The sequence below is a fragment of the Psychrobacter sp. AOP3-A1-26 genome (assembly GCF_052378235.1).
Taxonomy (GTDB): Bacteria; Pseudomonadota; Gammaproteobacteria; order Pseudomonadales; family Moraxellaceae; genus Psychrobacter.
Window position 1 is genome coordinate 1 of the sequence record NZ_JBQSXN010000060.1, and the last position, 18,373, is coordinate 18,373.

The window sequence follows — 18,373 nt, forward strand, 5'->3', positions numbered from 1 at the left end:
ATATAATTGAAGTATATTAGCAAACCATTCAGCTATCGTTAATAAAAACCATTATCATCTGTATTGATAATAAGTCTCAATTACTTTATCATAAGCATATTAATTTTTAAGCGCTCTAATCCTTAAGCGTAAAAACAGCAATAAAAAACAAGAAGTCTTAAGGTATTACTATCGAGTAGTATCTAGCGCGCACAATCACGCTAAACAAGCTCTTTTTATTTTTCACATTCTCCAAACCTACGATATACCGAGTCATTTATGTCTATTAATTCATTATCTAGCCGTTCTTCTACCCCTCTTTTTAAACGTCCCTTATTGGCTGTCATGGTGACGGCACTGTTTACCACCATCGGTATAGCAGGCTGTAGCTCGCCTGATTCGAGCGATGCGGAGCCAACAGAAACTAAGGCTGAAAACCAAACGGCTGATTCTGCCTCAAATGTTGACAATAATGATGCTGTTTCTGCTGAAAAAATCTCAGTCGATACGGTAAAAGGCAAGGTCGATCTACCAATGAACCCCTCGCCGTTGGTGGTTTATGACATGACCTTGTTACAAGATTTAGCAGCGCTTGATGTGGCGGTTGATGGTATGCCGAGCGGGCTACATCTAGATAACTTACATTCTGAAGTACAGCCTGAGCCCAAAGAAGTCGGTACCGTATTTGAGCCCAATCTTGAAGACTTAAATGCGATGCAGCCGCAAGCGATCTTGGTCGGCTCGCGTATGGCAGAAAAATATAATGAGCTATCCAGTATCGCACCGACGTTGGATATGAGTATTGATACCGCGAATATTTATGAATCAAGTAAACAGCGTTTGCATGATTTGGGCGCTTTGTTTGGTAAGAGCGATCAGGCGGCTAAGCTGCAAGGTAATATCGACGGTCTCATCGATGAGACTAAAACCTTAACCAAGGATAAAGGCAAAGGCCTAGTCGTCATGGTTAATGGTAATAAACTTTCTACTTATAACGTTAAATCGCGCTACGGCTTTATCCATACTGTACTGGATATACCCATTGCAGACGAGTCAATATCGGATGCGCGCCACGGTCAGCCAGTGTCTTTTGAATACTTACAAAAAACCAATCCAGACTGGTTGTTTGTCGTTGATCGCAGCGCAGCGATTGGTGAAGATAGCGCTGGTGCTAAAGCAGTATTGGACAACCCATTGGTCGCGCAAACCACTGCATGGAGTAAAGATCAAGTGGTTTACTTGAGCCCAGACTCTTACCTAGCATTCGGTGGCTATTATCAGTGGATGCAAGATTTGACGACCATTAAAGACGCATTCGCTAGCGCAAAATAAACGCTATAACCATGCAAGCCATTGTTGTTAATCGATGATTAGCACCTCATTTTAAGCCAGTATAAGTTATGTCGTTATTTTCACATCGTGCTCATACCCACGCTAAACCCCACGCTAAAACCAGTGCTTCGTTGCCAATCGCTTCACCGCACTGGCAAAAAAGCACTAGTAAAGGTTTGAGTACCAACCCTCGACGTGCCGCTATACCGCCATGGTTAATAAACACCGGTAGCCTCATTATTATGGGGTTTTTGGTGTTATTAAGCCTATCAATCGGTGTGGCGGATTTTTCATGGTCAGGTATCCTACAAAGCCTCATCAGTCATAGCGCCAACTCGGATAGCTCGTTAATGTTGGTCAGCCGACTACCGCGTACCATTGCCATTATCTTAACCGGTATCGCGATGGCAGTAGCGGGGATGATTATTCAGGTGGTGTTAAAAAACCGTTTCGTTGAGCCATCGATGGTTGGTGCCACCCAAAGTGCGGCGCTAGGGCTGTTGGTGGTCAGCTTGCTGTTTCCAGCCAGTGCGCTTATCGTCAAAATGGGCGTGGCAACCGTCGCCGCTGTATTTGGCATGATGTTATTTATGCTGCTGATTCACCGCATCCCGCCTACTGACTTTTTGATGATTCCACTGATTGGCATTGTCTTTGGCGGTATCATCGAGGCGGTGACGACGTTTATCGCCTATCAAACTGAGTCGTTACAAATGCTAAGTGTATGGCAATTTGGTGACTTCTCTGGCGTATTAGCTGGTCGTTATGAGCTACTGTGGCTGACAGGTGGGCTGTGTGTGTTGGCTTATATCATCGCCGACAAACTGACCATCGTTGGTTTGGGCGATAATATCGCGCTCAATTTGGGCATTAGTAAACGCCAAGTCACATGGCTTGGCGTTGGGATGGTGGCGATGATGAGTGCCGTTGTCGTGGTAACGGTGGGCATGATTCCATTTATTGGTTTGGTCGTGCCCAATATCGTCAGTCGATTGATGGGTGATAAATTACGTCGTAGCTTGCCCGCAGTTGCGCTATTAGGTGCCTCAGCTGTCCTGCTCTGCGATATTATTGGTCGCTCTATTCGCTATCCGTTTGAAGTACCTGTGGCGACGGTCTTTGGTGTGGTCGGTACCGTGCTGTTTTTATGGCTATTATTACGTGCGCCTGCCGAGCAATAAAAACAGTCACTCAACCCTGTTATCAGTTATCTACCCTCTTCACTTATCTCTCTTTTTTACCAGATAAGCTTGGCACTATAGGATTCGCGCATGTTTTCACCCTTTACGCCTAGCGCTGCAAAAAATAGTAGCTCAGAGAATAGTTATTCAAAAAGTAATAGCTCGAGAAACAGTACTCAAAAAAATAATAATGACACCTCTTCTTCTGAACAGAGTCGTCTAGCGCAATTTTGGACATTCATCGTCAATCACCCAAAATCGATTGCGGCCATTGTGCTGCTGATCTCGATGGTTCTGTTTTTAACCCTCAACGTCAACGGTCATTGGGATTTTGCGTTACCGCTACGAGGCAAAAAATTACTGGCGCTGATGGTGGTTGGCTATGCTATCGGGGTATCGACGCTACTGTTTCAGACCTTGACCCACAATCCTATTTTGACGCCATCACTGTTGGGCTTTGATTCGTTATATGTGCTGCTGCAAAGTTTATTGGTGTTCTTTTTGGGCGCGATCAGCTTTACCAGTATCAATCCGATTGCCAAATTCTCGCTTGAAATATTCTTAATGTTTGGCGCATCATTGCTATTATTTCGGTTGCTATTCTCCAAGAGCAGTCAGGATTTGACGCGGCTGATATTGGTCGGCGTTATTTTTGGCGTGCTGTTTCGTAGTTTATCGGCATTGATTGCACGATTGATTAACCCCGATGACTTTGTGGTGGTGCAATCTGCCAGCTATGCGCAATTTAATACCGTCAATCCACAGTTGCTTGGTATCAGTCTATTTATTTGTGTCATCAGTGGGCTATTTATCTGGCGCTGGCGCTATCAGTGCGATGTGTTGATGCTCGGTAAGCCCCAAGCGATTAACCTCGGTATCCATTATCAACGCCTGGCATTTGGGCTATTAACCATCATTGCGGTATTAGTCGCTACGGCGACAGCATTGGTCGGTCCAGTAACCTTTTTTGGTTTATTAGTCTGCGCTTTAACCAATCGCATTGCTCGCCATATGTATCATAGCGAACGACTGATACTGGTCAGCTTGGTGGCCATGATTTGCTTGGTATTGGGTCAGACCGTATTTGAGCAAGTATTGGGCATGGCGGGCGTACTGTCAGTGGTGATTGAATTGGCGGGCGGCTTGGTATTTTTAATATTGATTTTTATAAGCCAACGTCGCCAGTAATACCAGTCCAAAAAACTGATCAAAATTTATCTAAAAACAAGAAGCCCCTATGATTAAATTGGATAACATCTCGTACCATATTGGCAAACAACAAATCTTACATGACATCACTTTATCGTTACCAAGTGCCCAAATTATCGCCTTAATTGGTCCCAATGGCGCGGGAAAATCCACTCTATTTTCGGTGATGGCACGCCTGCAGCCGCTTCAATCTGGGCAGGTGCGTTTCGCTGAGCACGATATTGTCAGCTGTCATGCGCGAACCTTGTCCAAGACTGTCGCCATGCTTGGACAAGACAACCAAGTACAAGGACGGCTACGTGTACACGAGCTGCTGATGTTTGGTCGCTATCCCTACCACCAAGGACAGCCAACCGCGCACGATCAACAAAAAGTGCAGGAAATTATAGAACGTTTTGAGCTTGAGCCTTTGGCTGAGCGCTTTTTGTCGACGTTATCGGGTGGACAGCGACAACGGGTATTGATTGCGATGATTGTTTGCCAAGATACGCCGTATTTACTGCTCGATGAGCCGCTAAATAATCTGGATATGTACCATGCTGGGCGCCTAATGCGTGAGCTGCGTGAGTTGAGCCATGGTCAAAATAAAACCGTGGTGATTGTCTTGCACGATATCAATCAAGCGGCGCAATTCGCCGACACCGTGGTGACGATGAAAGAAGGTCGCGTGCTAGCCACAGGAGCGCCTGTGGATGTACTCACACAAGAAACAATGAAAGTGTTATATAACGTCGATGTGACTGTTTTAAATCATCAAGGTCGTCCAGTGATTGTCGATACAGTATAAGTATAGAATCTAGCTATATAGAGTCTAACCATAAAAAATTAGTGTAAATACAATTAAGGCGTGTTGAACATTCACAAATTATATAAGCCATAAAAAAAGACCACCTATATAATATAAGTGGTCTTTTTACTACTAATGAGTAAAGTAGTTTGGTTTAGAACTGATAGGTTAAAGAAGCTTTGATGTTACGACCTGGCTCAAAGTCAGTTCTTAAAGTACCATCGTCACGTGGCGCAACGATACGTGACGCATGATTGGCATAGTTTTCATCAAAGATATTGTATACACCAACTGTTGCTTTTATTCCTTCTATCTGTTTTGGCGAATAGCTCATAAAAATATCATGGACGTCATAGCTTGGTTTTTCGATGTCATCGCCACCCGTATTCGGAGTTACTGAAGCAACATAGGTACTGCGCCAGCCTAGCTCTGTAGTGTCTGTTGGCTCATAAGCCAGATTGAGCATGTATTTATCGCCCGAATCAGAGCTACTGCCTGTTTGTGAGTAGATGCTATAGCCGCTATCTTTACCTTTACTACGTGCATGAGCGTAGCTCAAGCCCATACTAAAGTCATCCATCTTATAATCGGCGGCAAGCTCGACACCTTTGATTTTGTAGTCTTCGTCTTTATTAATTGCACCTTGGCAACTACCGCCTGACGCACCTGTCGCACAATCTAAGCCAACTTTATTTTTGCCTGCACGTACATATTCAATATAGTTCTCGATATTGGTCTCAAAGTATTTACCACTTAATTGCAGTGCATCATCAGCAGTGGTCAAACCACGTAATGTGGTCACAACACCAACCTCGGCGTTATCACCTTCTTCTGCTTTTAAGTCATCATTTACATAAGTCTCAGTGCCATCTTGGTTAAAAATAGCTTGGCTCAAATCTGGACCATTAAACAATTGGGTATAACTGGCAAATAGCTGAGTACTCGGGGCAACCTCGTAGCTGGCGGCCAATCCACCGACGACGTTGTTAAATACTTTACCATCAGCAACGAAATCTGGAGACTCATAGCGATCATAGCGAATACCTGGCGTTAGGCTAAATTTACCCATCTGCCATTGGTCTTCTAAATACACAGAGGTGTTTTGAGCTTCATCGCTACCTGTTTTGGCAGAGTCACGTGCCATTTCAGACTCTTTTTTGTAATGTTCAACACCAGCGATTAGCTTATGCGAACCAGTGATACCCTCAACGATGCTGCTATCAATCACACTGGTATTCTGAATTTTACCGCCTGTAGTTTTGACCTCGGCTTCCCAGTCATAACCAGGGTTTACCGTATAATCTGTATCTCGTGAGATTTTCGTCTTTGTTTGATAGACATTGGTATCAACATCGATTAGCTGATTAACCGGATTATAATTATAATCTAGTCCATAAGTAATGTTGAGGGCATAATAACGAAGTATTAACAATTTGGCAATAATTAATGTAAGAAATTTACGATTAAAAAATGGGCCCGCTGAAAATATGGCTGGGTTTGGGAGACTGGCTATTCAGTTATTAGGTAACGACTATTCACGCCTCATGCTCAGGAAATTGAACGATAAAAAGTATTTTTTCCACTGACTTGCGCTATGTTCTTATAATTAATCGTTATTATTAATAAAATAAACGCACCAATATGAAAAAAAACATTGCAATAGGCAGCCGTTTACATATACCCTTAGATAGTTGACCAATTAGTCAAGTTTAAATAACAATTACTGATCAGATTAAAAGACAATAGCTATCTGCTAGTTATTGGCATAAATGTAAACAGACTTCTCTGTCAGATGAATTAGCAATGCTAATTTTTACAGAGACAGCATTTTTTTCATCTCATATATGGATTCAAAACTTTGCTTAATCATCTGCACAGAGCTTGGCCTATAACTCACTTCACAAGGAAGTTAAGATGAGTGAAAATACTCAAGGAAACCCGGATTTATTGTATGGTCTACATGACCGTCCTGCTCCTCCAAAAGCATTTTTAGGTGCGGTTCAACACGTACTCGCCGCTTTTGTTGGTATCATCACTCCCTCATTAATCATTGGTGGCGCGTTAGGCTTAGGCGAACATATTCCCTACCTAATCAGTATGGCCCTAATGGTATCGGGGGTTGCTACCTTTATTCAAACCCGTAAAGTTGGCCCTGTCGGGTCAGGGCTAATGGCACTCCAAGGCACTAGCTTTGGTTTCCTAGCAGCAGTATTAGCAGCAGGTTTTGTAGTCAAAAACAAAGGCGGTAGTCCTGAAGAAATCCTCTCCGTTATCTTTGGGGTTACCTTCCTCGGGGCATTCGTTGAGATTTTCTTAAGTCAGTTCATCACTAAGCTTAAATCTTTGATGAGTCCAATCGTTACCGGTTGTGTTATTGTCACCATTGGTCTGTCGTTGACCAAAACAGGTCTAACCGATTTAGCAGGGGGTGTTGGTGCTGAAAACTTTGGTAGTATGGAGAATTTACTACTAGGCGGCGGTGTGTTAGTGAGCGTGGTGCTAATCAGTATCGTTAATAATAAAGTCATTCGCTCAAGTGCTATTTTTATCGGTTTAATGTTAGGTCTAATAGTAGCAGCATTTATGGGCCGTATTGATTTTTCATTGGTCTCAGAAGCCCCTTTATTAACGGTACCCGTACCCTTTAAGTTTGGTTTTGGTTTTGATTGGCAAGCCTTTATTCCTATTGCCTTTATGTATATTATTACCAGTATCGAGACCTCAGGTGATTTGACCGCAACGTCGATGATCTCAGGTGAGCCGATAAAAGGCCCACTATATGAGAAACGTATCAAAGGCGGCGTATTAGGTGATGGTGTCAACTCCGCCATTTCTGGTATATTTAACAGCTTCCCCGTAACCACATTTAGCCAGAATAATGGTGTCATCCAAATGACTGGTATTGCCAGTCGCTATGTTGGCTTTTATGTGGCAGGTATCTTATTTATAATGGGTCTGTTTCCTGTTTTAGGTGCTATCTTTACTCAGTTGCCAAAGCCGGTGGTTGGCGGCGTAACGCTGTTGATGTTCGCTACTGTAGCGACTGCGGGTATTCGTATCCTCTCGACAGTGAACTTTACCCATCGTAATGTGTTAATCATTGCCACCTCATTGGGTCTGGGTCTAGGTGTTGCGTTTGTTCCTGATGTCTTTGCGCAAATGCCACAACTGTTCCGCAATATCTTTGGCTCAGCAGTGACCATGTCAGGGGTAATAGCCATTGCGCTCGATGTGATTTTGCCGAAGAACTATGGTGTCGAATATGATACTGAAGAGCAGCATATCGAAGACGGCCTAAAACCGCTTAGAAAAAAAGCGTCTTAGTAGCTGATTTACAAATGCTTCATCATGATGTATAAAATAAAGCCTCAATAGTATTAAACTACTGAGGCTTTAGCTTGGTATCCATAAATAATATCGGCAACGCTAGCTAGCTGTAATCGCTATTCAATGCCACAGCCACGTAAAATGAATGGCACTAGAAAGTCAGCAGCCCGTGCTTCATCTTGTTCATCGTACTCAGTCTTGTTCATCAAGCCGACGATTTCTGTTTCAAATTCAGCGTAGCGCTGCGTCGTGGCCCAAATTAAAATCAACAGCTGCAATGGATCATCGATAGCGATTTTGCCTTGTTCGTGCCATGTTTTCATCACTTGAGTTTTATCAAGCGCCCATTCTTTCATCACCGTCGACATAAAGTCATGTAGATGTAATGCCCCACCGATGACCTCAAGCGCAAACAGCTTATGCCGATTTGGGTGAGCAAAGGCTTGATGTAATTTGGTACGCACAAACTTTTCGATGACTGTTTTGGGATCGCTGTCCACCGTCATCGTCACCAAGCCCTCATTCCACTCTTCAATAATAGAAAGCAAAACAACCTTATACAGGTTTTTTTTATTCTTAAAGTAATAATGAATATTGGCTTTTGGCAAACCCGCTCGATCGGCGATACCTTGCATCGTGGCACCGCGATAGCCTTGCAATACAAATTCTTCTTCAGCAGCGGTCAAAATCAGTGCTTGATTGTGTGCACGAATATCCTGCTGATTACGGTGTACAGCGCTCTCAGAGGATGATGGTGCGTTTGATTTAGCGTTTTGAGTCATAGGATGAACCGTTAGACATTAATGTGAATAAACAACCATATTCCAGCGTGAATTTAAGATAAACTAATAGATTAATACGCTAATTTTTATGGAACATGGCAAGCAAATATAAAATATTTTTCATAAAGTAGTTGACCAAATGGTCAGGTTTAAGCAGAATGGTTAATATTAAACCAATTACGACTCATTCGATACTACTTTAACATGGGTTTTTACCCTGATTTATGTAATCAAGAGAAATGATCCTCTTTATAAACTTATATCAATCGAATTATAAACTCGTATCATTCAACTTTTTTGTGTCAAAAGATAAGGATATCACTGTGAGCTTATCACTATCGCAACTCAATGCCCTGTCGCCAGCCGATGCTACCTCGAAATTCCTGACCTGTTGCACTAGCAGCCGTTGGGCGAGTCTATTGGCAGATGCGCGTCCGTTTGAAGATGTAGATGCTCTAATGAGCGCAAGCGATGCAGCATGGGGCCAGGCGCAAACAGAAGAAGCCAATTTATTAGAGGCCTTTGACGGTCATCCACAGATTGGTAATGTTGACTCATTAAAAGAGAAATATCGTAATACGCAAGATAGCGCCGCACATGAGCAATCAGGTGCTAATAACGCTGATGACGCTGTGATTGAAGCCTTAGCACAAGGCAATCAAGACTACCTCGATAAATTTGGTTTTATCTTTATTGTTTATGCTACGGGTAAAAGCGCGCAAGAAATGCTTGACTTATTACTCGCTCGCTTGCCAAATGATCGTGAAACAGAACTGGGCAATGCAGCAGCTGAACAAAACAAAATAACCCGCTTACGTTTGCAGAAAATGCTAAGCGACGCTTAAACTTAACTTTAGAGTTAGACTCATTTTTTTCCACACATATAAAAGGAATTATTATGTCCGCTACTTTATCATCACATATTCTAGACACGCATCTTGGTAAGCCAGCTGCTGATATCGCTGTAACACTACATCGTGTGTCTGCGAGCGGTGAAGCAAAACTATTGGCCAATGGCGTTACCAACGCTGATGGTCGCGTGGCACCAGACAGCTGGGCGTTTGACCCATCCATTGATATCGCTGAATATCATATTGATATTGGTCGCTATACATTGACTTTTGATACGCAGTCTTATTTTGATGCACAAAATCTCACTGCATTTTATCCGCAAGTTATTATCGACTTTATGGTCAGTGATGGGAATCATTACCATGTGCCGTTGTTGCTTAGCGCACATGGTTATAGTACCTATCGCGGCTCATAATTTTATCGCTTTATCACTCGAAGCCTTATACGAATAAGGCTAAACGAGCGCTGTAAACTCTAAACGTCTGACAGTGAGGTCAGTGGTTTAAGACCAAATAAATAATGCTGGTATCGCTACGTTGTATCACAATCTTTTATAATAACGAAGGTGAGCAAAAGTCGTTACGAGTTACCAAGATATAACAATATAAAAGGACATTGACAACATGGGTGCATATCTTCTCGATTGGCTAAGTTTATTCTTCCGCTGGTTTCACGTTATCGCTGGTGTAGCATGGATTGGCGCATCTTTTTACTTCGTATGGCTCGACATGAGTCTTCAGAAGCCACCAGAGTGGAAAGCCAAAAAAGGCATTTCAGGTGACCTTTGGGCAGTTCATGGTGGTGGTTTCTACGAAATTGCCAAGTACAAGCTCGAACCTGAAGAAATGCCAAAAACACTGCATTGGTTCAAATGGGAAGCCTACACCACTTGGCTGACCGGTATGATGATGCTTATCATCGTGTACTATATCAATGCCACAGCGTACTTGATTGATCCAAGTAAAGTGGATTTTGGTAGCAGTGTGGGTGCCATATCTACCAGTTTACTGTTCTTATTTGGCAGCTACTTTATTTATGAAGCCATTGTACGCAGCAGTATCGGCAAAAATAAACTGGTTTTTAGTGTCACTATCTTTATATTAATGATTATTGCCACTTGGGGTTCTTATCAGTTATTTAGTGACCGTGCTTCCTTTATCCATGTTGGTGCCATTTTAGGTACAATCATGGCAGGTAACGTATTCTTTGGAATTATGCCTGCTCAGCGCGCATTGGTAGATTGTGTAAGTCGTGGCGTAAAACCAGGTCCAGATGTAGCAGCTTTAGCATTAATGGCCAGAAACCGCTCGGTGATGAATAACTACTTTACTCTACCGCTAATCTTTATCATGATTAGTAATCACTATCCAATGATGTATTCACATGCGCATGGCTGGTTGGTATTGGTATTCGTCGGTATTATCACTGCAACTGCTCGTCATTACTTCAACGAAAAACACTTGGGTCGCAATAAACCAAAATTCTTAGTGGTTCCTGCGATAGCAACCGTATTACTAATTATTTGGATGCGTCCGACACCAATTGAGAAATCACCAACCCCTGCCGTCAGTGCAACTGCTCCAGCAGAAGACGCAGCACCGACAGATACGCCACCTGCTGATGGTGCAGAAGCAGAAGCTGATGCTGCTAGTAATGATGAAAACGCGGCCGAAGCCGTCCCAGTGTCTGCATCTGCTGATGATGCTGCTATGGCTATTGTTCATGAACGTTGTACTACTTGTCATGCCGTGCAACCCACTCACGAAATGTTTAATGTACCTCAAGCCGGTATTGTTTTAGAAACTCCAGCAGATCTAAAAACCTATAAAGCAAGAATCATCACGGCGGTACAAACAGAATATATGCCTTTTGGTAACCTGACTAATATGACAGATGACGAGCGTCAGCAATTACTCGAGTATACCTCAGGGTTATAAGCAAACCGTTTAACAATCTACCTAACGCTGGTTTTTATATCGAAGCCAGCGTTATCACAGTATGGTTTTTGACCCTATCTAGCTTTATAAAAGTTCAGATACTATGGCTCAAATAAAAGACCGCACTTCTTGTTCTACCCTATTTCGTTTTAGTTTATCTAGGATAATCATAATGACAAAAAAAATAACCAGCGATTTTAATCAGGATGCCTATCCGCGTGACCTAAAAGGCTATGCCGGTAATCCACCAAAGGCTAACTGGCCAGGTGGCGCTAAGATCGCGGTGCAGTTTGTACTTAATATCGAAGAAGGTGCAGAAAACAGCGTCATTCATGGCGATGGTCAGTCAGAACGTTTTTTATCTGACGTATTAGGTACGCCTGAGTTTCTCAATCGTCACCAATCTATTGAGTCTGCATTTGAGTACGGTAGTCGTGTTGGCGTTTGGCGTGTATTAGATACCTTTAAAGAGTACGGCTTACCGATCACTACCTTTACTTGTGCTGCTGCTGCTGAAAAGACACCGCATATCGTTGAACGCGTCTTAGAAGATGGTCATGAAATTGCCAGTCATGGACTACGCTGGATTACTTATCAGGATATGTACCGTGAGACTGAACGCGAACATGTACGCCGCGCCACTGAAATCTTTGAGAGCATGCTTGGTAAGCAGCCACTCGGTTGGTATACCGGTCGTGATAGCCCCAATACTCGCGAACTGGTCGCTGCACAAGGTGGCTATATTTATGACTCGGATTCTTATGCCGATGAACTCCCCTACTGGCTCAATGTCAAAGTAGAAGAAGGCAGTAAAATCGCCCGTAAACCGCATTTGGTTATCCCTTATACACTTGAGACCAATGACATGCGTTTTGCTTCTAGCCCTGGTTTTACCAACGCTGAACCTTTTTACCAGTACTTAAAAGACAGCTTTGATACCTTGTATGAAGAAGGCGACAAAGACGGTAAGAACGAGCCAAAAATGCTAACGATTGGCTTGCATTGCCGTATCATCGGTCGCGCTGGTCGTATCACTGCGCTCAAACAGTTTTTAAAATATATCACCAGTAAACCCGATGTTTGGGTATGCCGCCGCGATGAAATCGCCAAGCACTGGTATGAAAACCATCCAGCAACGGCAGATAACACCGCCAACTGGATGTAACTATCGACATTAGAGACGTATCATCATATTAATAAGCAGGTATGTAATAGAAACTAAGCTCGCTGATGATGGTACGCTCAAGGCCATTTATAACTTAATAAACGGCTAAAAAATCAAATAAATGATATTATTAAATAATATAAAGGTGAACTCATGAAAACCACGATAATTGCCCAACCTTTAACCAAAGCTGCTTTTGCACCTTATGGTTCAGTGATTGAGCCTTATGACGATAAAGAAAAATGTCCTGAAAATAGTTGGGATATCAATCGTGGCTATGCGTGTCGTCATGATTCTATCTCAAAAGTGGCATTAGACGGCGGTGAAGTTGGTTTTAGTATTTTTCGCACTAAAAGACGCGACTGCCCTATTACGCTATCGGTCATGGAATATCACCCGTTTGGTACGCAAGCCTTCTTTTCTATGAATTCCACAGATTATCTGGTTGTGGTAGCTAAACCTGGCGACGCGCCCAAATCAGCGGATGATTTAGAAGTATTTTATGCTCACTCGCATCAAGGTGTTCAGTATGACGCCAATGTTTGGCACCATCCGCTACTAGCACTAAAAGCAGATTGTGACTTTTTAGTTGTCGATCGTATCAATGGTGAGGGTAACAACTGCCATGAATTTGAGATTGATGATTGGGAAGTTTGCGTTGATGTGTCTGCTGAGCAAGCTAAATCAGAGAGAGCAAAGGCTAATGCTGTTTAGACATTAAATAAATAGTATTTTGATTGTGCTTTAATTTGATTGTGCTCTAAAAAGCACACTGACATCAGAGTTAGCCAAAATTGACATTAAAAGAACACCAAGTTAAACACTCTAAAATACTTATTGAGCTTTTTAGATAGACAACACATTCTTCTAACGGTTTATTTTAATCGATGTCTGAGACGGCCGTTATTGCCTTCTATACCTACGTTGTACTGTTTTCCCATACATAAGCCACTTCTTGCGATGCACGTAAGTCCAAAACTTATCAACCTCTAACAGTCATTAACCATATTTAATCTTCTATTCTAGAATGACGGCCATGAGAGGTTAAGGCCTGATTATCAATGAACTGACGCTTGCAGTCTTTACATTGATAGTTCTGCTTAACATAGCTTTTTATTGCATTTTTCTTTAGACTTATACTATGACAGTCAGGGCATCTGATTTAGGCATGAGCGCTTCTAAGGCGCCTGATATCAATGACATTGGGCTCATGGAAAACAGAGCAACTTTACATATTTCTAGTCAGCATATCTACAACTGATTAGAGCATGGGTTTTAGATTTAGAGCATGGAACCTTAGGTTTAGAGCATGGAGCTTTAGATGAATCATAGGTCTGTGCGTCATTAGAGAAAATGACAGCTGTTGTCGATAAAAAATGAAAACGATCCAAATTACCGGGCTATGTCTAACGTCTAATAATTTTGACAATAGCTTAGCCCTTCAAGCAAGCTGCAAATGATTTAGTGTTTAAAGGGAAACCCCAGCCAAACGGGTAACCCCCTCCTTTGCTCCACGATTCAAACTCAAAGACTTAAACTCAAAGGTTCAGACACAAATTTATCGCGGCACAAAACCACTAAGGAACATTAACCATGTCAACAAAAAGCACTTATTACGCACCAACTGGCGGCTTGCCTCCACAAACACAACTACTATCTGATCGTGCTATCTTCACCGAAGCTTATGCGATTATTCCAAAGCGTGTATTAACGGATATCGTTATCAGCTATCTACCGTTTTGGACAGGCATGCGCATGTGGGTACTGGCACGTCCACTTTCAGGTTTCTCTGAGACCTTTTCACAGTATATCGTCGAAGTTGAGCCTAATGGCGGCTCAGAAAAGCCTGAGCTAGATGCCAACGCCGAAGGTGTGGTATTCATCGTTGAAGGCGAAATGGATATGACTATCGAAGGTGAGACGCATCATCTTGAATCAGGTGGTTATGCATTCTTACCACCTGGCTGCAAATGGTCATTGAAAAACAACAGCGACAAGCACGTTAAATTCCATTGGATCCGCAAAGCGTATCAACATTGTGAAGGTATTGATGTACCTGAAGCGTTTGTAACCAGCGATCACGATGTTGAAGCCATTGAAATGCCGGGTACTGATGGCGTATGGACAACCACCAGATTTACCGAGCAGTCTGATATGCGTCACGACATGCATGTGAATATCGTTACTTTCCAGCCAGGTGGCGTGATTCCATTTGATGAAACGCATGTGATGGAACATGGTTTGTATGTACTAGAAGGTAAAGCTGTCTATCACTTAAACGGTGAATGGGTAGAAGTTGAAGCAGGCGACTTTATGTGGCTGCGCGCATTCTGCCCACAATCTTGTTACGCTGGCGGACCTGGTCCATTCAGATACTTACTATACAAAGACGTGAACCGTCATATGCCGTTTATTCGTCCAGTAAAATAAGCCATCTAGAATAATTAAAAGCATAATTATTAATTCGAAAATAAAGCCAGCTAATTACAATTAGCTGGCTTTTTATTTTTATGTCGAATTGAATATTTTTAAACCAAGCTTTAATAACGTAATGCTAAAACATCCATCACTTTACTTGTTTTTTATGTACTACTGTACTAGAATACTGAAACAAGATGATAATCAATCTGTTTTTAAATGAAGACTACATATTATGAGCACCGATCCTTATCATAGTTTATTAAAGCATTTAGCCAGTTGTCATGATAGCGCCGCTATCGAAATGCTGCTCAGTGCCTTGTTAACCGATAAAGAGCAATTTGAGATTGCCAACCGTATTCGTATTTTTGATTTATTAGCACGCGGTGTCACCCAACGTGAAATTTCTGAGCAGCTAGGCGTTGGTATTGCCACCGTCTCTCGCGGTGCTAAAGCGATGCAAATTCATGACGTCAGCGCGCTGCTAGCAACTCACAGACAAGACGATTAAAACATCAATCAACGCTAATTACATTTATTCTAGCTTTACCTATTTGAATTACTTTGGACCTCGTTATGACCTCTCCTACCCCACAATATGATCAACCTGCCGCTATTGATATCCCTAGCAAGCCGCAACGGATAAAGCTGACGCAGGATATCGATTTTCTAGCTTTATTTAAACGCATTGAGCGTGCTTTTGATACTTGTTATTTGCTCGAATCCTTAGGCGAAGATAGCCATATGTCACGCCATCATGCCATTGGTTTTGATCCAGTGATGACCATTACTGCTATCGACCGTACTATCCTGGCGATTACCGATAACAAAACCGCTAAAACTGACCATTATCAGACGGACAATCCCTATCAGCTGCTACGTACTATCACTCCGCAGCATGTCATTGCCCGCGAACAAAGTGGCGGTTTGGTTGGTTATCTGGGCTATGACAGTGTCAATTTCTTTGAGCCAAGTGTCAATGCCAAGCCGAGCGTCGATTTTGAACCGTTTAAGTTTGGCGTTTATCTAGATGGCTTAACGCTCGATAAGATGACTGGAGAGATTTTCTACTTTTATTATCCAACCGAGCAGCAAAACAATCGTATCGAACAGATTAAAGCCTTGCTTGATGCACCGACCCCAGAATACGAGCCACCTACAGTAGAATTTTTAGGCGACGGCATGAGTCAAGACGAGCATGCTAAAGTAGTGATGCAAGTCAAAGAAGACATCATCTCTGGGCGTATATTCCAGTGTGAGGTGGGCTTTAAATCTAAATATCGTATTGCTGGCGATAAAATGCCCATTTATGAAAAACTGCGGGCGGTTAATCCATCGCCGCACATGTACTTTATGAAATTTGCTCAGCAGTGCATCATCGGTGCCTCACCTGAATTATTGTTTCGCTTGCGTCAAGGCGAGATGGAAACTTATCCACTCGCAGGTACGGCAAAGCGCGGCGGCGATGTCGTCGAAGACCGTCAGCTTGCCAGAGCGCTGCTTAACGATGACAAAGAGATTGCCGAGCACAATATGTTGGTCGATTTGCATCGCAATGATATTGGCCGTGTGGCACGCTTTGGTACGGTAAAGGTGCGCAATTTGATGGATATCAAACGCTTCTCACACGTGCAGCATATCTCCTCTGAAATCGTCGGTATCTTGCATCCTGATGAAGATATGTTTAGCGCCCTTGCCAGCAACTTTCCTGCTGGAACGCTGTCAGGCGCGCCAAAGGTTGAAGCCATTAAAGTCATTAACGAGCTGGAGCCAGATGGTCGTGGCGCTTATGGCGGTGCGCTTGGGTCCTTTAACTTTAATGGTGATTGTATCTTTGCCATCCCTATTCGCAGCTTATTTATCAATGGCGAATCAGCCTACGCACAAACCTGTGGCGGTAATGTCTATGACTCCAATCCCGCTGATGAATATCTAGAAATTCAGCGTAAGCTTTCTGCCATGAAGGTAGTATTAGACAGTTTTATGAATCCGTAAATTGCTTATATTTTTGCCAAAGAGTTGATAACCAATGAATGTTTTAATTATAGATAACTACGACTCGTTTACCTTTAATCTTTACCAATACATTGGTGAGATTTTACAGACGATGGACAGTGATAAAGAAGCAAACGTCATTGTTAAACGTAACAATGAGATAACGTTAGCAGATGTACAGGCCATGAATCTTGATCGTATTATTATCTCACCTGGCCCTGGTGCGCCTGATGATCCTGCCTATTTTGGTATTTGTGCCGAAGTGATTGAAGTCATGGGCAAGACAACACCGCTATTGGGTGTTTGCTTGGGTATGCAGGGCATCGCCCATGTTTTCGGCGGTGATGTAGTACGTGCCAGTGTACCGATGCATGGCAAGGTTTCAGCCATTCGCCATGATGCTGCGAGCGTTTATCAAGGCTTACCACAAGAGATAGAAATCATGCGCTATCACTCATTGATGGTACAGGCAGATACCCTACCAAATTGCCTAACTGTCACTTCAGTCGTCGCCAATGATGCTCATGCTGAATTAAGCTTGGCTGAATCAGCGCTAGCAGGCGATGAGATTATGGGTGTTCAACATAAAGACTATCCCATTCAAGGGGTACAGTTTCATCCTGAATCTTTTGCGACCGAAGGCGCTAAACGCTTGCTGACTAACTTTTTGCTACAGGTGTAGATCTACTATGTCCGCCTGCTCTCTAAACAAATCTGGCTTACTAAGATACAGGCTATTAAGCCGAATAAGTTTGTTTGCTAGGCGCTTCTGTTAGCTCAGCGGTAGCGCTTTTAGAGACAAATTTTATATTAGGGATGGATGTACAAGGCCAGCTGATTTAAAAAAAGAGCAAATACAGTGGATAAAACAACGTTCTAAAGACTGCGGTGCAGATGCTACACATCAACCCAGAAGCCAAGCTGAAAAAGTTTATTTTATTCAGCAAAATGACACTCGAGAAAGAGCGTGGTTTTTGTGGATTGATTGAGGTGTGTCCTAATTTTAATAATAGGCCTACTGCATAAGACCAGTGACTTAGCAGGATTTTTCACGCAGTATTAGGCAACTTTAGCAGCAACAATACCTATTTATGACTCATCAAACACACCCTAATATAGATGGTTCCCTTATATCAGTCTATTTTAAGTGTTCTGTTAATTGATTTGAAGGATGAAATGACTGGTTCCAATAGGGTATAGGCTAGTAAAACCTACCAATATTGAGCCATATGTATGAAAGAAGCATCAAATCTAAAACAAATATAACAGCAAGGATTTTTGATAAAACTTTAATTGTCTTAACAATATTTTTGTCTGACTTAATCGTATTTATCGTGATAAATACGATTAAAAATATAATTAAAACAGGCGCTACGTACATGCTAACTATCCCTAGAGTCACGAACATA

General features: G+C 42.5%; 16 protein-coding genes and 2 pseudogenes. 15 read left to right on the forward strand and 3 right to left on the reverse strand.

The annotated features are described in order from the left end of the window. Positions 1 to 258 precede the first annotated feature (258 nt). The 4 genes from ACT3TU_RS10105 to ACT3TU_RS10120 all read left to right on the forward strand — a co-directional run bounded on the left by ACT3TU_RS10105 (position 259) and on the right by ACT3TU_RS10120 (position 4,488). Positions 259 to 1,311, forward strand: a complete 1,053-nt coding sequence (locus tag ACT3TU_RS10105) for a siderophore ABC transporter substrate-binding protein (protein WP_192528740.1) — start codon at positions 259 to 261, stop codon at positions 1,309 to 1,311. Positions 1,312 to 1,379: 68 nt separating this feature from the next. Then, on the forward strand, positions 1,380 to 2,492 hold the full coding sequence (locus tag ACT3TU_RS10110; protein ID WP_192524502.1) for an ABC transporter permease: 1,113 nt from the start codon (positions 1,380 to 1,382) through the stop codon (positions 2,490 to 2,492). Between the two features lie 90 nt (positions 2,493 to 2,582). After that, the gene (locus tag ACT3TU_RS10115; RefSeq protein ID WP_192528741.1) at positions 2,583 to 3,680 is read left to right on the forward strand and encodes an iron chelate uptake ABC transporter family permease subunit; all 1,098 of its coding nucleotides are present in this window, start codon (positions 2,583 to 2,585) and stop codon (positions 3,678 to 3,680) included. Between the two features lie 49 nt (positions 3,681 to 3,729). Beyond that, positions 3,730 to 4,488: an iron ABC transporter ATP-binding protein gene (locus ACT3TU_RS10120; RefSeq protein ID WP_192524504.1), complete on the forward strand. Its 759-nt coding sequence runs from the start codon at positions 3,730 to 3,732 to the stop codon at positions 4,486 to 4,488. 154 nt (positions 4,489 to 4,642) lie between these two features. Here the strand turns inward: ACT3TU_RS10120 and ACT3TU_RS10125 are convergent, their stop codons facing one another. Then, positions 4,643 to 5,920, reverse strand: a complete 1,278-nt coding sequence (locus ACT3TU_RS10125) for a TonB-dependent receptor domain-containing protein (RefSeq protein ID WP_225735156.1) — start codon at positions 5,918 to 5,920, stop codon at positions 4,643 to 4,645. A gap of 482 nt (positions 5,921 to 6,402) precedes the next feature. Here ACT3TU_RS10125 and ACT3TU_RS10130 point away from each other — a divergent pair, with 482 nt between their 5' ends. Further along, a complete protein-coding gene (locus ACT3TU_RS10130; RefSeq protein WP_444784334.1) occupies positions 6,403 to 7,812 on the forward strand; it encodes a uracil-xanthine permease family protein in 1,410 nt (469 codons plus the stop codon). 119 nt (positions 7,813 to 7,931) lie between these two features. Here ACT3TU_RS10130 and ACT3TU_RS10135 read toward each other — a convergent pair whose 3' ends face one another. Next, on the reverse strand, positions 7,932 to 8,597 hold the full coding sequence (locus tag ACT3TU_RS10135; RefSeq protein WP_192523418.1) for a TetR/AcrR family transcriptional regulator: 666 nt from the start codon (positions 8,595 to 8,597) through the stop codon (positions 7,932 to 7,934). Between the two features lie 323 nt (positions 8,598 to 8,920). Here ACT3TU_RS10135 and uraD point away from each other — a divergent pair, with 323 nt between their 5' ends. The 5 genes from uraD to ACT3TU_RS10160 all read left to right on the forward strand — a co-directional run bounded on the left by uraD (position 8,921) and on the right by ACT3TU_RS10160 (position 13,265). Beyond that, complete coding sequence (uraD, locus tag ACT3TU_RS10140) at positions 8,921 to 9,442, forward strand: 2-oxo-4-hydroxy-4-carboxy-5-ureidoimidazoline decarboxylase (protein WP_318779290.1); 522 nt, start codon at positions 8,921 to 8,923, stop codon at positions 9,440 to 9,442. Positions 9,443 to 9,495: 53 nt separating this feature from the next. Next, entirely contained in the window at positions 9,496 to 9,864 is a 369-nt protein-coding gene (gene uraH, locus ACT3TU_RS10145) for a hydroxyisourate hydrolase (RefSeq protein ID WP_192523420.1), read from the forward strand. A gap of 208 nt (positions 9,865 to 10,072) precedes the next feature. After that, positions 10,073 to 11,386 (forward strand): urate hydroxylase PuuD, encoded by a 1,314-nt coding sequence (locus tag ACT3TU_RS10150; RefSeq protein WP_192528742.1) that lies wholly within the window; start codon positions 10,073 to 10,075, stop codon positions 11,384 to 11,386. Between the two features lie 172 nt (positions 11,387 to 11,558). Further along, a complete protein-coding gene (gene puuE / locus ACT3TU_RS10155; RefSeq protein WP_192528743.1) occupies positions 11,559 to 12,551 on the forward strand; it encodes an allantoinase PuuE in 993 nt (330 codons plus the stop codon). 153 nt (positions 12,552 to 12,704) lie between these two features. Further along, on the forward strand, positions 12,705 to 13,265 hold the full coding sequence (locus ACT3TU_RS10160) for an ureidoglycolate lyase (protein ID WP_192528744.1): 561 nt from the start codon (positions 12,705 to 12,707) through the stop codon (positions 13,263 to 13,265). 304 nt (positions 13,266 to 13,569) lie between these two features. On the opposite strand, the pseudogene ACT3TU_RS10165 reads toward ACT3TU_RS10160, so the two are convergent. After that, a pseudogene (locus ACT3TU_RS10165) lies at positions 13,570 to 13,713 on the reverse strand (IS1/IS1595 family N-terminal zinc-binding domain-containing protein); the annotation flags it as partial. On the opposite strand from ACT3TU_RS10165, the pseudogene ACT3TU_RS10170 reads away from it, so the two are divergent. From ACT3TU_RS10170 to ACT3TU_RS10190, 5 genes and pseudogenes are all read left to right on the forward strand, one after another. Further along, a pseudogene (locus tag ACT3TU_RS10170) lies at positions 13,699 to 13,809 on the forward strand (hypothetical protein); the annotation flags it as partial. The pseudogenes ACT3TU_RS10165 and ACT3TU_RS10170 overlap by 15 nt on opposite strands. Before the next feature lie 335 nt (positions 13,810 to 14,144). Beyond that, on the forward strand, positions 14,145 to 14,981 hold the full coding sequence (locus tag ACT3TU_RS10175; RefSeq protein ID WP_192523424.1) for a bifunctional allantoicase/(S)-ureidoglycine aminohydrolase: 837 nt from the start codon (positions 14,145 to 14,147) through the stop codon (positions 14,979 to 14,981). 223 nt (positions 14,982 to 15,204) lie between these two features. Beyond that, entirely contained in the window at positions 15,205 to 15,480 is a 276-nt protein-coding gene (locus ACT3TU_RS10180) for a Trp family transcriptional regulator (protein WP_192528745.1), read from the forward strand. A 65-nt stretch (positions 15,481 to 15,545) separates the two neighbouring features. Next, entirely contained in the window at positions 15,546 to 16,964 is a 1,419-nt protein-coding gene (locus ACT3TU_RS10185) for an anthranilate synthase component I family protein (protein ID WP_192528746.1), read from the forward strand. A 34-nt stretch (positions 16,965 to 16,998) separates the two neighbouring features. Continuing rightward, positions 16,999 to 17,646 (forward strand): anthranilate synthase component II, encoded by a 648-nt coding sequence (locus ACT3TU_RS10190; protein WP_192523427.1) that lies wholly within the window; start codon positions 16,999 to 17,001, stop codon positions 17,644 to 17,646. The last annotated feature ends 727 nt before the right edge of the window (positions 17,647 to 18,373 follow it).

Coding starts and splice junctions, on each gene's coding strand:
- ACT3TU_RS10105 (WP_192528740.1), top strand. CDS start 259: ATGTCTATTAATTCATTATCTAGCCGTTCTTCTACCCCTCTTTTTAAA.
- ACT3TU_RS10110 (WP_192524502.1), top strand. CDS start 1,380: ATGTCGTTATTTTCACATCGTGCTCATACCCACGCTAAACCCCACGCT.
- ACT3TU_RS10115 (WP_192528741.1), top strand. CDS start 2,583: ATGTTTTCACCCTTTACGCCTAGCGCTGCAAAAAATAGTAGCTCAGAG.
- ACT3TU_RS10120 (WP_192524504.1), top strand. CDS start 3,730: ATGATTAAATTGGATAACATCTCGTACCATATTGGCAAACAACAAATC.
- ACT3TU_RS10130 (WP_444784334.1), top strand. CDS start 6,403: ATGAGTGAAAATACTCAAGGAAACCCGGATTTATTGTATGGTCTACAT.
- ACT3TU_RS10135 (WP_192523418.1), bottom strand. CDS start 8,597: ATGACTCAAAACGCTAAATCAAACGCACCATCATCCTCTGAGAGCGCT.
- uraH (WP_192523420.1), top strand. CDS start 9,496: ATGTCCGCTACTTTATCATCACATATTCTAGACACGCATCTTGGTAAG.
- ACT3TU_RS10150 (WP_192528742.1), top strand. CDS start 10,073: ATGGGTGCATATCTTCTCGATTGGCTAAGTTTATTCTTCCGCTGGTTT.
- puuE (WP_192528743.1), top strand. CDS start 11,559: ATGACAAAAAAAATAACCAGCGATTTTAATCAGGATGCCTATCCGCGT.
- ACT3TU_RS10160 (WP_192528744.1), top strand. CDS start 12,705: ATGAAAACCACGATAATTGCCCAACCTTTAACCAAAGCTGCTTTTGCA.
- ACT3TU_RS10175 (WP_192523424.1), top strand. CDS start 14,145: ATGTCAACAAAAAGCACTTATTACGCACCAACTGGCGGCTTGCCTCCA.
- ACT3TU_RS10180 (WP_192528745.1), top strand. CDS start 15,205: ATGAGCACCGATCCTTATCATAGTTTATTAAAGCATTTAGCCAGTTGT.
- ACT3TU_RS10185 (WP_192528746.1), top strand. CDS start 15,546: ATGACCTCTCCTACCCCACAATATGATCAACCTGCCGCTATTGATATC.
- ACT3TU_RS10190 (WP_192523427.1), top strand. CDS start 16,999: ATGAATGTTTTAATTATAGATAACTACGACTCGTTTACCTTTAATCTT.